17 protein-coding genes are annotated in these 14,032 nt (G+C 41.2%); 7 read left to right on the top strand and 10 right to left on the bottom strand.

Features of this window, described 5'->3' with window-relative positions; translation table 11 throughout:
• Positions 1-225 precede the first annotated feature (225 nt).
• Both V7K30_RS33915 and V7K30_RS33920 read right to left on the bottom strand, forming a co-directional pair.
• Complete coding sequence (locus V7K30_RS33915; RefSeq protein ID WP_335006973.1) at positions 226-675, bottom strand: type II toxin-antitoxin system VapC family toxin; 450 nt, start codon at positions 673-675, stop codon at positions 226-228.
• A 6-nt stretch (positions 676-681) separates the two neighbouring features.
• Positions 682-1,008: a hypothetical protein gene (locus V7K30_RS33920; protein WP_335006975.1), complete on the bottom strand. Its 327-nt coding sequence runs from the start codon at positions 1,006-1,008 to the stop codon at positions 682-684.
• A gap of 478 nt (positions 1,009-1,486) precedes the next feature.
• Here V7K30_RS33920 and V7K30_RS33925 point away from each other — a divergent pair, with 478 nt between their 5' ends.
• Both V7K30_RS33925 and V7K30_RS33930 read left to right on the top strand, forming a co-directional pair.
• Positions 1,487-1,702: a type II toxin-antitoxin system HicA family toxin gene (locus tag V7K30_RS33925; protein ID WP_335006977.1), complete on the top strand. Its 216-nt coding sequence runs from the start codon at positions 1,487-1,489 to the stop codon at positions 1,700-1,702.
• 1 nt (position 1,703) lies between these two features.
• Positions 1,704-1,922, top strand: a complete 219-nt coding sequence (locus tag V7K30_RS33930; protein WP_335006979.1) for a type II toxin-antitoxin system HicB family antitoxin — start codon at positions 1,704-1,706, stop codon at positions 1,920-1,922.
• Positions 1,923-2,288: 366 nt separating this feature from the next.
• Here V7K30_RS33930 and V7K30_RS33935 read toward each other — a convergent pair whose 3' ends face one another.
• The 6 genes from V7K30_RS33935 to petN form a co-directional block, all read right to left on the bottom strand.
• On the bottom strand, positions 2,289-2,567 hold the full coding sequence (locus V7K30_RS33935; RefSeq protein WP_335006981.1) for a hypothetical protein: 279 nt from the start codon (positions 2,565-2,567) through the stop codon (positions 2,289-2,291).
• A gap of 158 nt (positions 2,568-2,725) precedes the next feature.
• Positions 2,726-2,929 carry a hypothetical protein gene (locus V7K30_RS33940; RefSeq protein ID WP_335006983.1) on the bottom strand — a complete coding sequence of 68 codons (204 nt, stop codon included), beginning with the start codon at positions 2,927-2,929 and terminating at the stop codon, positions 2,726-2,728.
• Between the two features lie 7 nt (positions 2,930-2,936).
• Positions 2,937-3,170 (bottom strand): hypothetical protein, encoded by a 234-nt coding sequence (locus tag V7K30_RS33945; RefSeq protein ID WP_335006985.1) that lies wholly within the window; start codon positions 3,168-3,170, stop codon positions 2,937-2,939.
• A 12-nt stretch (positions 3,171-3,182) separates the two neighbouring features.
• Positions 3,183-6,332, bottom strand: coding sequence for a GAF domain-containing sensor histidine kinase (locus V7K30_RS33950; protein ID WP_335006987.1), 3,150 nt, complete (start codon positions 6,330-6,332; stop codon positions 3,183-3,185).
• 154 nt (positions 6,333-6,486) lie between these two features.
• The gene (locus V7K30_RS33955; protein ID WP_335007059.1) at positions 6,487-6,651 is read right to left on the bottom strand and encodes a hypothetical protein; all 165 of its coding nucleotides are present in this window, start codon (positions 6,649-6,651) and stop codon (positions 6,487-6,489) included.
• A gap of 4 nt (positions 6,652-6,655) precedes the next feature.
• Positions 6,656-6,745: a cytochrome b6-f complex subunit PetN gene (gene petN / locus V7K30_RS33960; protein ID WP_012408302.1), complete on the bottom strand. Its 90-nt coding sequence runs from the start codon at positions 6,743-6,745 to the stop codon at positions 6,656-6,658.
• Positions 6,746-7,089: 344 nt separating this feature from the next.
• Here petN and V7K30_RS33965 point away from each other — a divergent pair, with 344 nt between their 5' ends.
• The 4 genes from V7K30_RS33965 (at position 7,090) to V7K30_RS33980 (ending at position 12,520) form a co-directional block, all read left to right on the top strand.
• Positions 7,090-8,976: an ATP-binding protein gene (locus V7K30_RS33965; RefSeq protein WP_335006989.1), complete on the top strand. Its 1,887-nt coding sequence runs from the start codon at positions 7,090-7,092 to the stop codon at positions 8,974-8,976.
• A 30-nt stretch (positions 8,977-9,006) separates the two neighbouring features.
• The gene (locus V7K30_RS33970; RefSeq protein ID WP_335006991.1) at positions 9,007-10,269 is read left to right on the top strand and encodes a sensor histidine kinase; all 1,263 of its coding nucleotides are present in this window, start codon (positions 9,007-9,009) and stop codon (positions 10,267-10,269) included.
• A gap of 110 nt (positions 10,270-10,379) precedes the next feature.
• Positions 10,380-11,516, top strand: a complete 1,137-nt coding sequence (locus V7K30_RS33975; RefSeq protein WP_335006993.1) for a DUF4350 domain-containing protein — start codon at positions 10,380-10,382, stop codon at positions 11,514-11,516.
• A gap of 53 nt (positions 11,517-11,569) precedes the next feature.
• On the top strand, positions 11,570-12,520 hold the full coding sequence (locus tag V7K30_RS33980) for an AAA family ATPase (RefSeq protein WP_335006995.1): 951 nt from the start codon (positions 11,570-11,572) through the stop codon (positions 12,518-12,520).
• 73 nt (positions 12,521-12,593) lie between these two features.
• Here V7K30_RS33980 and V7K30_RS33985 read toward each other — a convergent pair whose 3' ends face one another.
• Together V7K30_RS33985 and V7K30_RS33990 are read right to left on the bottom strand one after the other, a co-directional pair.
• On the bottom strand, positions 12,594-12,659 hold the full coding sequence (locus V7K30_RS33985) for a hypothetical protein (protein WP_335007045.1): 66 nt from the start codon (positions 12,657-12,659) through the stop codon (positions 12,594-12,596).
• A gap of 124 nt (positions 12,660-12,783) precedes the next feature.
• Positions 12,784-12,987: a hypothetical protein gene (locus tag V7K30_RS33990; protein ID WP_335006997.1), complete on the bottom strand. Its 204-nt coding sequence runs from the start codon at positions 12,985-12,987 to the stop codon at positions 12,784-12,786.
• A 528-nt stretch (positions 12,988-13,515) separates the two neighbouring features.
• Here V7K30_RS33990 and V7K30_RS33995 point away from each other — a divergent pair.
• Positions 13,516-13,995: a YbjN domain-containing protein gene (locus V7K30_RS33995; RefSeq protein WP_335006999.1), complete on the top strand. Its 480-nt coding sequence runs from the start codon at positions 13,516-13,518 to the stop codon at positions 13,993-13,995.
• Positions 13,996-14,032: the final 37 nt, after the last annotated feature.

Raw genomic sequence — 14,032 nt, forward strand, 5'->3', positions numbered from 1 at the left:
GGCATCGCCTGCAAAATCTTCACCGTGTGATCGCTCTCTTCTGACTCTGCGTGAGATAAAAAAGCGATCGCCCCTCAAATCTCCACCATGCGATCGCCCTCTTCTCCCTCTGTGGTTCGTTCAAAAAAGCGATCGCCTACAAAATCTCCACCGTGCGATCGCTCTTTTCTTCCTCTGTGTCGCGCCTCTGGAGTTCGTTAAAAAAGCGATCGCAGAGGACACATTCTAAATTTCTTGCCATTCTCTAGCATCAATAAAAACAGATAGATGTTTTTTATTGCTTGTGGCAATAATAACCTCATGCCCATAATTAGCAACTAAAATAGATTGAGATGCCAGAATTACATCACCATCTAAAGCTTTATTATCTGCTGTAGATTTACCTTGATTTCTGACTTGTGCCCATAACTCTGCTGCTTTCAACATCACTTCGGTTGTAATAGGAAGATAGATGATTTCTGACTTGAGTTGATTAAGTTTTCTAATTCCTGATAATTTATTTGCCCTTAACAATTCTCGTCTAATTTCATAATCTATAATTTCTGGTAAAATTACTTCATATCCTCTTTCAAAGAGCGTATAAAACCATTCTTGACATTGCACAGCGAGAGGCGTTGCTTTTGGATTAGTAATTAATCCTACAGGTGTAGAATCTAAGATAATAACCTTAATCATCCTACTTTAAATAGAAATACCTTTCATAGATTCAATAATTTCTAAGGTTTGTTGTTGTTCTTGTTGGTCATCTAACTCATTCCATGACTCGAATAAGTTTTTAATATTTGTTTTCCTCTCTCGTTGTTTAACGGTATCACTATGATTAATTTCATTGATAGCATTTTCCCAGTGATTCAATGATGTCTGTTTGATCATCACACTTTGACGAAATAGACGTACAAATTGCAGCAATTCTGGGAGATATTCTTCTGGAGTTTGTTCAATTTCTAATAATAAATCAGCGCGGGGTGTAGTTGATGATTGTGCTGTGATAGGTTGATTATTGTTCATAAGTACCTTCCAAGTACATAGTTTAATCACACGAGTAGATATTAATTGGTTTTAGGATTGGTAGTTATATTATATTTTAGCGTGAATGGCTATTTTAGTTTCCTGATCAAGTCCCGACGCTTACATGGTAAGCTGTCGCGTATATAACTTGCACTTTTCATGGTCTGGAACCCTTGTTGCAAGGAGAACACTCTGGAAAATTAAAGACGCGACAGCTTATCCAATGGATCAAGAATCGGTTCCTGATCGAGGTAAGTATTAAGCTGACGCGCATCTAAATTTGATAATTTAGCGCCTGAAACTGTTTGCTGCTTTAGATTGCCTTGTAAAACTAGATGACGAACAGCTTATCAATTAAGCGATCGCATAACCTACTTCATTAGAAATACATTTCCCCTGGACTCGTCTTGAAGTATCGCATTCCCCAATTTGCTGTAAGTGCGATATCTTGGGATTAATTAAGCGTCTAAACCTGACAATGCCAAAGAAAATCAGGGAACTTAAACAAATGCTGGCAAGAGCAAATTTTACAGAAATCCCAGGTAAAGGAAGTCATACAAACTGGATACATCCTTTATATGCGGGAAAACTCACGGTTTCTGGTAAAGACAGTTCAGACGCAAAACGCTATCAAGAGAAAGACGTTCAACAAGCAATTCAAGAAGTAGAAGAAAAACAGCGAGAGAATCAATAAGATGAGCAAATTTAAATATCAAATGCTAATTCAATGGTCTGATGAAGACAACTGCTTTTTAGTCGGATTTCCCGATTTCCCTGGACAGCCTTTTCGGACGCATGGCGATACTTATGAGGAAGCTGTTGCAAATGGTACTGAAGCATTGGAGTCACTGATAATGGCTTATGAAGCCACCGGAGAAGCACTTCCAAAACCGACTTTTTGTAAGGTGGCTTAAATGGGTAGTGCGTTGATAAAGTGACTGGCTTGTTTTGTAGCGCCTAACCTAACTTTATCATCAAGGCGATCGCACCTCCAAATCTCCATAGTGCGTAGGCAAAGCCCGCCGTAGGCATCGCCTCTTCTCTCCTTTCTCTGTGTTATCTGTGCCTCTGCGGTTCGTTAAAAAAAGCGTAGGTATTGGCGTTAGCCTCTCCAAGAGTTGCCCGCCGTTCGCGTAGCGTCTCGTTGGCGTAGCCTCTCGTAGAGAAGAGAAGGCATCGCTCTGACAATATAATTAAGACTGCGGTGTAACACTGCGCGGATCAACAACTACAATCGCAGAAAAACGTTTAAAGCAAAATATTAGTATCCACCAAATAGCTCATAAGATTTCATCTTCTCTGGTGTAAATACTCTCTCGACTAATCGCTGCATCTGAAAGTGCTGGTGCTAAATAAAAAGCAGGGCTATTTATTAAATCTGTTAATATAGATTCCCATTCTTCCTGAGTTGATACTTGATAAAAACATTTTTCTTCATGGCTGGTTAAACTATCTTCAATCAGATATGCAAGATAAGCTTCTACCGATAAACCTTGTGCAGCAGCTTCAGCAATGAGACGAGCCTCTATTTCTGGTTTCAATTGTAGCTGTATGGTCATTTTTTGTCTCCTAAAGCAGCAATCAAAAGTGATTGACTAGTAATTCTCCCACAGGCGCAAAATCTAAGATAATAACCTTACTCATCCTATTTTAAATAGAAATGCCTTTTAGAGATTCAATAATTTCTAAGGTTTTTTACTAGATAGATACTGGGTATTCACTCTCTTTCTAATTCGGCTAATGCTTCATTAATATTTAATGGTGTTTCTTGTTGTACTTCCTTGATTGCTAATATCAATCCTTCATCTTCAATCACTTCTAATAAGCGTAGATAGTCTTGAAAATCTATAATTACTTTACGAATGTTACCTTGAGCATCTGTGATTAATTCTTCAGCAAATGGATATTGATTGGTATTCATTTGGGTATTAGTGTTTGTAATCATAGAGAATTTGATTACCTTTACATAGTAGAAGTATAGAAGATTTGGAGTAGGCGATCGCTTCGCTGCGACTTTGCGCGAAACAAAAAAGCGATCGCCTGAAAATCTCTACAGTGCGTTCTCGCCTCTCCTCTCCTTCCTCTGTGTCCTCTGCACACCAATCAACAATTACAATCGCAGAAAAATCTTTAAAGTCATCAACGTCTCGTAGAGAAGGCATCGCCTGATTTTTTTAACTAACTGTCCGTTTCATCGGAATTTCTATCCAGAACTCGCAGCCGTTACCAGGTTCAGAAACACACTTGATATTACCGCCGTGTTTTTGCACAATAATTTGGTAGCTAATAGATAACCCCAAACCAGTACCTTGTCCAGGTTGTTTGGTGGTAAAGAAAGGTTCAAAAATGCGCGATCGCATCATCTCTGGAATCCCACAACCATTGTCAGTAATGCAAATCAGAATAGTATTCCCTTCTATGACTTCTGTACGAATCCAAATTTTAGGATTGTCAATTATTTTTCCAGCTTTCTCTGAGTTTTCCAGTGCATCGATCGCATTGTTAAGAATATTCATAAACACCTGATTTATCTGGGCCGCATAGCAGACTAATGGGGGCAATTCACCATATTGCTTAACTACCTCAATAGCAAAAGAATTAGTCTGTGATTGCAGTCGATGTTGTAAAATTAGCAAAGTGCTGTCGATACCTTCATGAAGGTCAACAGGCTTCATTCCTGATTCGTCAAGTCGAGAAAAACTTCGTAATGACAAGACTAATCGAGAGATCCGATCTGCTCCCATCTTCATTGAAGTAAGAATTTTGGGCAAGTCATCACTAATGAAATCTAAATCCAGTGCTGCTGCTTGCTTTTGAATTTCTCCTGTTGCCTTAGGATACTGTTTCTGATATAGGCGGAGTATTTTAAATAAATTTTCGGCATGTTCAGTAACATAAGTGATGTTGCCGTAAATGAAACTAATCGGGTTGTTAATTTCATGTGATACACCAGCAACTAACTGCCCTAAGCCTGCCATTTTTTCACTTTGAATTAACTGGCTCTGAGTGTGCTGTAATTCTTTAAGAGTCTGGGTAATTTCTTCTTTTTGACGTTGAGTCTGTTCGAGTAATTCCGCTTGCTGAAGTCCTACCCCTAACTGAGTACCAATCTGCATCAGCAAATCTACCTCAGCCTCTTGCCAATCACGGGGTTGGATATTTTGATAAGCTGCTAGTAATCCCCAAAGTTTCTCACCCTGAAAAATCGGCACAATCATATATGCCCTAGCCTCCATTAGCTCAATTAGGGCTATATAAGGAATAGAATCATCGGTGCTGTAAATATCCTTAATAACAAGAGTTTTACCATCAGCAAAGTCTCCTACTTGGTTTTTTTGCAAGTAATTATCTGAGGCAGCTACGCCCGTCGTAGACATCGCAGGTACAATTTCCCTGACTGGTGTCCAACCTTGGGCTAATGACTCAGCAACAAATTCGCCATTCCAACCAGCGCGGAATCGATAGATTGTGACTCGATCAACTTCCAATAGCCGCCGGACTTCTTCTGTACTGGTGGCAAAGATGGTGTCAATATCAAGAGACTGGCGAATTTTCTCCACCGTTGCGGCTAAAGCCTTCTCTCTTTCGGCTGCTTTCCGTTCTCGTGCGGCAGCTTGAGCCAGTTTTTGGGCTTGCACCTGCATCTGTTTCAAGGACTCAGCTTGCTGTAATGCTACCCCCAATTGAACGCCAACTTGCGCCAATAAGTTGATTTCCTCATCTTGCCAATAACGGGGCTGGGAGTTTTGATAAGCTACTAGCAATCCCCACAACTTTTCGCCCTGAGAAATTGGTACAAAAGCTTCATTACGTGCATACTTACCCGCTTGTTTTCCTTGCACCATAACGCCTTCTGTCACAGGCTGCGGCTTAACCATTGGTGTCCAGCCATCAACAATGGAATCGGCGACAAATTCGCCACTCCAATCAGGATAGAAGCGATAAATTGCGACTCGTTCCACTTCTAATAGCCGTCGGACTTCTTGAGTAGTGGTTTTAAATATGGCTTCAATTTCCAGAGACTGACGAATCTTTTCTACGGTGTTCGCCAACGCCCTTTGTCTTTCAGCAGCTTTGCTGATCTGTGCTGCTTGGATTTGCATCTGTTGAATAAATTCCGCTTGCTGCAAAGCCACACCTAGTTGGGTGCTAACTTGGGTAAGCAAGTAAACCTCATCTTTTTGCCAATCACGGGTTCTGGCGTTCTGGTACACTGCTAGCAAGCCCCAGAGTTTTTGACCGTGGTAAATGGCAATGATTACATAAGCTCTTGCCTGATAAATCTCTAAAATTTTAATGTAGCAGTCGCTAAAGCCGGAATTGTAAATATCATTACAAATCCGGTATACTTCACAGCTGCTAAAGCTACTACCTTCGGTATCTTGTAAGTAGGTGTCAGCGATTGGAGGTTTAGCTAAATCTTTGGCGCTACATTCACTGACGTTTTCCCTCAATTCCGGCCGCTGCAATTGTTCATGGATGAGGGAAATCCAACCCTCTGCCACTGATTCAAACACGAATTCACCACTCCAATCGGGATTGAAGCGATAAATAGCCACGCGGTCAGCATTTAGCAGTTGCCTAAGTTCTCCAGTGCTTGTGTGGAAAATGCTTTCCAAGTCTAGGAATTGACGAATTTTCTCAATGGTTATGGCTATAGTTTTCTGCCATTGGGCTGCTTTTTCTCTGGCTTTTGCTTGTGCTAGTTGTGCCGATTGTAGTTTTACTTGTTCCAGGTAATCTGCTTGCTGTAAAGCAACTCCTAGATGTTCAGCAATGAGTTGGACAAACTCAATTTCTGATGCTTCCCATTCCCGAGGACTACTACATTGATGAATACACAGCAATCCCCATAAATCTTTACCTTTCATCAAGGGGGCAGTTATATTGGCACGTACCTGAAATCTTTCTAGAATTTGGATGTAGCAATCACTGGCATTAGCTTGATAAATATCAGCTATTGCTTGAATCCGACCTTGCTGATATAGTTTTGCAAAATCCTCCGCAAAGCAGTGGTCGCGCAGTTTAGCTGCTAGTGCTGAATCCCATTCTGTTGCCACATCTTCATAGATAAATTCCCCTTCCCATGCCAATTCAGGATAAAAACGAAACACGCCAACCCGATCATTTTTCAGAAGTTGGCGGACTTCAGTGACTGTAATTTTGAAGATCACGTCTATGTCTAGAGACTCGCGAATGCGGGCAATAACTCCAGACAAGGCTTTTTGTTGCTCATTCTGACGCAAGGGGAATGTCATATCTGAATGAGATTCTTGCTGTTCTGAATTTGGTTCTATGGGTTGAGTAGTAGAGGAGTTTTCCATTCCCAGTGGGACTTTAAATATTGGAAGTCTTCTATCTCATGATTCCCCTAGCGATCGCAAAGATAACAGTTATTTCCTTTAAATGCTATAAAAAACAGTGTAGGGACACGATAAAATCGTGTCCCTACAAAAACATTTTTCAATCACATGCGAATTATCGCCGTTTGGGAGTGGCACTGCGGGTGGTGCGTTTCTCTTCATCTCGACGACGGCGATCGCGCCAATCTGCCAGGGTCAAATAACCAATACCACCAGTGACTACTACGAGCAGCACTACAGCAAATAAAGCCAAAATATTCAAGAATGGACTTTCCACCATGCCTCTATAGTCCGTTACGTCCCCAGACTACCATTGCAATTGACCAAGTGAACACAACTAACAGTGATACCCAACCTAGTGTCAAAATCTCCATAGTCCCAGTTTTCAAATAATTACAAAAGGTTTCTAATATTTATGATACAGGGATTGGGCAGGCTGAGATTTTTTTATCAATAGATATTGTAAGTTTTGCGGGCGATGTCTACGATGGTCACTGAGCTTGTCGTACCCTTCGGGAAGCAAGCTACGCGTAGCGTCTCGTAGAGAAGTACCGGCTATTCGGCGTCGCAAACCAGACACCATCTTTTCTTGATACGCTAGGACTTTACGTAATAATAAAAACTAATATAAAAAATTAGCGATCGCGCTTTTCCACTTGATGGTTTGGGAATACTAGGGTTATTGGTATATATTTCAAATCCAGCAACCCCTAGTATTATGCCGACATTTTTCAACTATCCTTTCCACTCTAACGGTTTTATTGCCCACGGACATTGTTATCTCTGGCAAACTGGATTAGTTTGGCTCCACATTATTTCTGATGCCACGATCGCTCTTGCCTATTATTCTATTCCCTTCTTACTAATTTACTTTATTTCCAAGCGCAAAGACGTTCCTTTCAATGGAATCTTTTTATTATTTGGTGCTTTTATCATTGCCTGCGGTACTGGACACTTGATGGATATTTGGACGCTTTGGCATCCAGACTATTGGATTGCAGGTGCTTTAAAAGCTCTAACTGCCATTATTTCGATATATACGGCATTTGCGTTATTTTATCTCATGCCTCAAGCTCTGACACTACCCAGCCCAGCCCAATTAGAAGCTATCAATCTAACGCTTTCAACTGAAATTGTCGAGCGCAAGCGCATCGAGAAAGAACTACGCCTTGCAGAGGAAGTCGCTCAAAACTCCAGCCAAGCCAAGAGTGAATTTCTCGCCAATATGAGTCATGAATTACGCACACCCCTCAACGGCATCCTGGGCTTTACACAAATCCTCCAACGCACAGAATCTTTGAGTGAGAAAGGACGCAAAGGAGTCAGCGTTATTTATCAATGTGGTTCTCATCTTTTAACCCTAATTAATGATGTCCTGGATCTCTCCAAAATAGAAGCCCGGAAGTTGGAATTGTATCCTGTTGATTTCTACTTGCCTGCCTTTATAGATAGCGTGACTGAAATTTGCCGCATCCGGGCAGAACAAAAGGTTATCTCATTTCAGGTCGAACTCGATCCTGATTTGCCAACGGGCATTCATGCTGATGAAAAACGCTTGCGGCAAGTACTGATTAACTTGCTTAGTAATGCGATTAAATTTACTCATCAAGGCAGCGTCACTTTCAAAGTTCATGTCATTGCTCAAGAATCAAATGCCAATGGGCAGACTAACTACAAAATTCGCTTTCAGGTAATAGATACCGGCACAGGTATAATCCCTGAACAAGCCGAGAAAATCTTCCAGCCGTTTGAGCAAGTGGGAAATCAAAAACGGCAATCTGAAGGTACAGGCTTGGGATTAGCAATCAGCCAAAACATTGTTTTGTTGATGGGTGGTCAAATTCAGGTACAAAGTGAATTTGGCAAAGGTAGCACTTTTTGGTTTGAGGCAAAATTGCCAGAATCTAAAGACTGGGCAAAAGTTTCCAGAGTGGTTGAGCAGGGAACTATTATTGCTTATCAAGGACAAAGACGCACCATTTTGATTGCGGATGACAAATGGGAAAATCGATCAGTAATTGTAAATTTACTAGAGCCAGTTGGGTTTACTGTTGTAGAAGCTAGTCAGGGTCAGGAAGCATGGGAACAGTCTCTAGCCCACAAACCAGACATAATTATCACTGACTTAGTGATGCCTATATTGGATGGATTTGAATTGATAAATCGTTTGCGTAAGTCTGGGTCATTTAAAGAGATTCCTGTCATCGCTTCCTCAGCCAGTGTGTTTGCAGTTGACCAGTACAAGAGTATTGATCTAGGTGCAAATGCATTTCTCCCAAAGCCTATAGAAGCTGAAACTTTGCTGGAAATGCTACGACAATTTTTGCACCTGGAATGGATTTTTGACAGTAAGGTAGACGCAATCCCAAAAAATCAGGCAGGTGGTTTGGATCAAGTAAATGAGATGATTTATCCTGCCAACGATGTTTTACAACAGTTACTCGAACTTGCACAAGATGGCGATATTCAAAAAATTTTGGAACTGGCTGGGCAACTTTCTGCATCTGATGATCAGCTAAGAGTTTTTGTCCAGCAGCTTGTCCAGCTTGCTAGTAATTTCCAACTCAAGCGTTTGGAAACTTTTATTCAACAATACATTAATTAATTTGAGTGAAATTTTAATTTTTAATTCATCATGAGCAAAACTCAAAATAACGGATTTATTTTGATTGTGGATGATAATCCAACAAATTTATCTCTCCTGTGTGAAGCACTCAATAGTGAGGGTTTTCGTTTCCGTGTTGCAGTCGATGGAGAAAGTGCGATCGCTCAAGCCGAACGCAATCAACCAGAGTTGATTTTGCTGGATATACAAATGCCAGGTATTGACGGATTTGAAGCTTGTCGTCGCCTCAAAGCCAATCCTGTTACCCAAAACATTCCGATTATTTTCACCACCGCCTTAGCGGATACGGAAAGCAAAACGAAGGGATTTTCCCTCGGTGCAGTAGACTATATTCCTAAACCGTTTGCACAAGAGGAAGTCATTGCTAGAGTCCGCGTGCATTTACAACTCAAACAATTGACTGAATCTTTAGAACAACAAGTTAGCGATCGCACCAAGGCTTTGCAACAAGCCCAAGTCCGACTAGTGCAGCAAGAGAAACTATCAACACTCGGAGAGTTAATCGCTGGGATTGGCCATGAAATCAATAACCCCATCAACTTTATTTCCAGTAATATTCCACCCTTGCAAGAACACATTGCAGCAGTAACCGAGTTGCTCCTACTGTATGAACAAGAGTATCCAAACCCAACAACCAAAATTACCACTGCTATTGAAGACTTGGATCTAAACTTCGTTCTCGAAGATATGGGAAAAATTTTGAACTCACTCCAGCTAGGAACTGAACGAATTAGCAACCTTTCTAATTCACTTCGCAACTTCTCTCGCTCGGATAGTGATGCCAAAATATCTGCTGATTTGCACCAAGGACTAGATAGTACACTAATGATTTTGCAACACCGTCTCAATGCTAATGGCGATCGTCCCCGCATTGAAGTTATTAAAAATTATGGAGTATTACCACAGGTTAGCTGCTATCTAGGACAGATGAATCAAGTATTTATGAACATTCTGGCAAATGCAATTGATGCCCTTGATGAAGCCATAACGCAAGGCAAAATGAGCAATCTAATTCCTCAGATTAAAATTGCAACAGAAATAGATTCTGAAGAATTGGTTGTAATTCGGATTGCTGACAATGGGATTGGTATTCCTGAACGGCTTAAAAAACGCTTGTTTGAGCCGTTGTTTACCACAAAAGTCGTTGGTAAAGGCACTGGACTTGGCTTGTCGATAGCATATCAAATAGTTGTAGAGAAACACAAAGGTGTATTAGATGTGAATTCTCAACCAGGTATGGGAACCGAGTTTATGATTAAAATTCCCACATGAGAGCAGCATTTAATGAATTATAAAACTGCTTTAGCATTTATCATACTGGAGACTGGGGAAGAATTTTCCCAATACCCAATCCCTAATTTCTATATAGAGTAAAGTCGAAGATGAAACGTTCAAATCGCCTTGCTTGGATGGGAGCGATCGCACTAGCAGCGATCGTTTTACTTAGTTTGATCGCGGCTCCCAATAATACTAAAATTAACACTGGCTCTACCTATAACCGCGCCTCTGATGGTTATGGTGCTTGGTATGCTTTTATGCAACAGCAGGGAATTTCTATCAAGCGCTGGCAAAAGCCTTTTAGTGATATTCAGCCAGAGAACAGCCCAATTACCGTCCTACAGATAAGCGGCTATCCAAGGGAGAGGATACTGGATAGTCAAGAGCGTGAATGGGTAGAAAAAGGAAATACTTTGGTAATTTTGGGTGCGGGGGCGCGGGTTACAGAAGCGGAGTTTAGCACTATGCAGAAATCTCCCCAAGGTAATATCAAAATTGATACACGTAGACGATATAAGAAAGCTAACTCCAAGCAAGTTGATTTAGGCGATCGCTTTGGTGCTGTTGTCTGGGAAGAAAATTACAATAAGGGAAAGGTGATTTTTTCTACCACTCCTTATTTAGCCGCCAACGCCTACCAAGATTACTTAAGTAATTTCAAGTATCTAGCCAGCTTAGTAACTGTAAAAAGTAACACAGTATTTGTCGATGAATACATTCACGGCTATAAAGATGCCGATGTCAGGAAGAAAGAACGCGAAGGAGATTTATCTAGCTTTTTTGCAAAAACTCCTTTATTTCCAATATTAGTGCAAGTAGGTATCCTGCTATTAGTGCTAATTTGGGCACAGAATCGCCGCTTTGGCAAGCCAGTAGCTTTAGATACACCAATCATAGATAATAGCGAGGCATACATCCAAGCTTTAGCCGGAGTCTTGCAGAAAGCTGATACCACCGACTTTGTTGTACAGATGGTGGGTAAACAAGAACAACTACAACTCCAAAAAGCTTTGGGATTAGGGCAAATACTTTTAGAACGTCAAGCCTTGATCAATTTCTGGATAGAAAAAACAGGCGCAAGTGCAGCAGAACTAGATGCAGTTTTAAAGCTACAATCTCGCAAACAACCAATCAGTGAACAAGAGCTGTTAAGCTGGTTGGGGAAATGGCGAAGCCTTAGAGAAATTCAAAATTCACTTGTACTGAGCGTAGCCGAAGTAAAATTAAAAATTAAAAATTAATTTTTTGAAATAATGCATAATATTTCTGCATTAGTTATTTGTCAATAAAAAATATGAGCGAAACCCATCCTATCTTAATTCGCCTTGGTCAAGGTCTTAATCAAGTAATTGTCGGACAATCTAGCCTAATACAACAACTTTTAGTGGCACTGTTAGCGGGTGGACACGTAATTTTGGAAGGAGTACCGGGAACTGGTAAAACCCTCCTAGTAAAAGTGTTGGCGCAGTTAATCGAAGGGGAGTTTCGCCGGATTCAACTAACACCAGATGTTTTACCTTCAGATATTACTGGGACAAATATTTTTGACTTGAATAGCCGCAATTTCACTTTGAAAAAAGGGCCAATATTTACCGAAGTGCTACTAGCAGACGAAATCAACCGGACTCCTCCCAAGACACAAGCGGCGCTACTGGAAGCGATGGAAGAGATGCAGGTAACGCTGGATGGTGAAAGTTTGCCCTTACCAGATTTATTTTGGGTGATTGCAACCCAAAATTCCCTGGAATTTGAGGGGACTTATCCCTTACCAGAGGCGCAGTTGGACAGATTTTTATTTAAGCTGGTGGTAGATTACCCGGATCAAGCTGCTGAAAAGCAAATGTTGCTCAATCGTCAGGCGGGTTTTGCAGCACGGCGTTTGGATATTAGCCGTTTGAAACCAATAGCAACTGTAGCCGAGATTTTGCAAGCACGACAAGCAGTCAAAGAAGTTAAAGTATCAGAAGCGATCGTTGATTATTTGTTGGCGTTGGTTAGAACATCGCGTCAATATCCTGATTTAACTTTGGGTGCATCGCCTCGCGCCGCCGGTGCTTGGTTGCAGACATCTCAAGCCCTAGCGTGGTTAGCTGGAAGGGATTTTGTAACGCCAGATGATGTTAAAGCAGTTGCATCACCGCTGCTACGTCATCGCTTGATTTTGAAACCAGAAGCGATGTTGGATGGTTTACAAATGGATGCGGTAATTGCGTCGGTAATTAATCAAGTAGCAGTTCCAAGGTGAAAAAATTCTTTTGCCATAATTAGCAAGTCTGCGGCGTTGCACTTAGCCTTCCGCATGAAGATTTTGCCCAATTTCATCCGCTCATTTTCAAGAAACTGGGATTGACATCAATAAAACGAGCTTCCGAAACTGTGGCGATCGCGATCGGATTGGGACTAGAACGAAAAACTTTAGCAAACTCTCTTCTGCTTTGGCGCGATCGGGAATTTCCTGCTGCAACCGCTCATTTTGGGCTTAGAGTTGTTGTTGCAATTCCCAAATCCTCAGTCGCCATCTTTGCCTAAATGTTCAATTTGCCGCGCGATCTGAATGCCATTGTCTTGCTCAAACATTCCCAAGACACCAGCTAGTTTGTGCGCCTCTGGTTCTGCGGATTGGTGTAACTCCAGCGTTTTACTAGATAGTGCTACTGCTAATTGTTGCGGTACCGTCAGCCGCCTCACCATCAGCCCTTGATATTGTCCCAAATATAACTTGCTACTTCATCCAAAAAAATAGTCCAGTAGGTAGCTAATTTTCTACAAGAAAAAAATATAATATACAGTACTTTGTATGTAAATAAGTACACCCTTATCTCGACTTTATCCAAAATTAAGAACTTGGTTCCCTTGATACGGCAAAACCCTAGCTTTTTGGCAAAAACTTTTTTTATGTCACTGATTCTCGATGAAATCGAAAAAGTAAAACTACTGTCCCACAAAGCTTTCAGCGTCAGATTGAGCGTTGCCAAAAAATGGATAAAGTCGAGCTTATAGATGGTTCAGAAATTGCCTCTACAAAGAAATAGGCAACTGTCTATAAAAATGGTGTTGGTGTGGCACAGTTACCTGAAATAAACTGGAAATAGGCTTTTGGATCGCAAGTTCACTAGCGATCGCAGCCCCACACTTTGGGCATTTGGAAAGTAGACGCAAAAGGAAGCTCAAACTAACTGCGTCCACAAGTTATAAAGTATGTGTAGATAAAACAGCGAGTATGTTGAGAAAGAAATCTGTATGACAAGCTACCAAGAAACCCTAACTAGTAACGAATCCGTTAATCAGCTAATCGCCGAGACGACAAGCATTAACCATGTAGAGGTAATTGAAAATGTCATCGACTCTTTGGAACAAGATGATAGTGCGATGGTTAGCCACACTCCAGAGAGTGGTTATCTCTGGAAGTTTAAGTACGGAAGTGTGGAAGTATTTGTCCAACTCAACGGGACAACCGATGAAGATACTATAACGGTTTGGTCTGCGGTGCTAAATTTACCTGCTAAAGATGAACCTAAGTTGATGCGGTATCTGTTGGAGTTGAATTGCTCTAGTACTTTTGAAGCGCGTTTTGGTATTATTGAAAACCGAGTGGTTGTGATCTCAACACGCACCTTAGCGGAGTTATCTCCTGGCGAAGTGTCTCGGCTAATTACCATTGTGGCAACGATCGCTGATAATAACGATGAAGTTTTACAATCTGAATTTGGTGCGACTTGACTAATCGCTTCGCTTCAGTTAGGAGTTATGAGTGGTG

This window comes from Nostoc sp., from assembly GCF_036917655.1.
Classification (GTDB): Bacteria; Cyanobacteriota; Cyanobacteriia; order Cyanobacteriales; family Nostocaceae; genus Nostoc.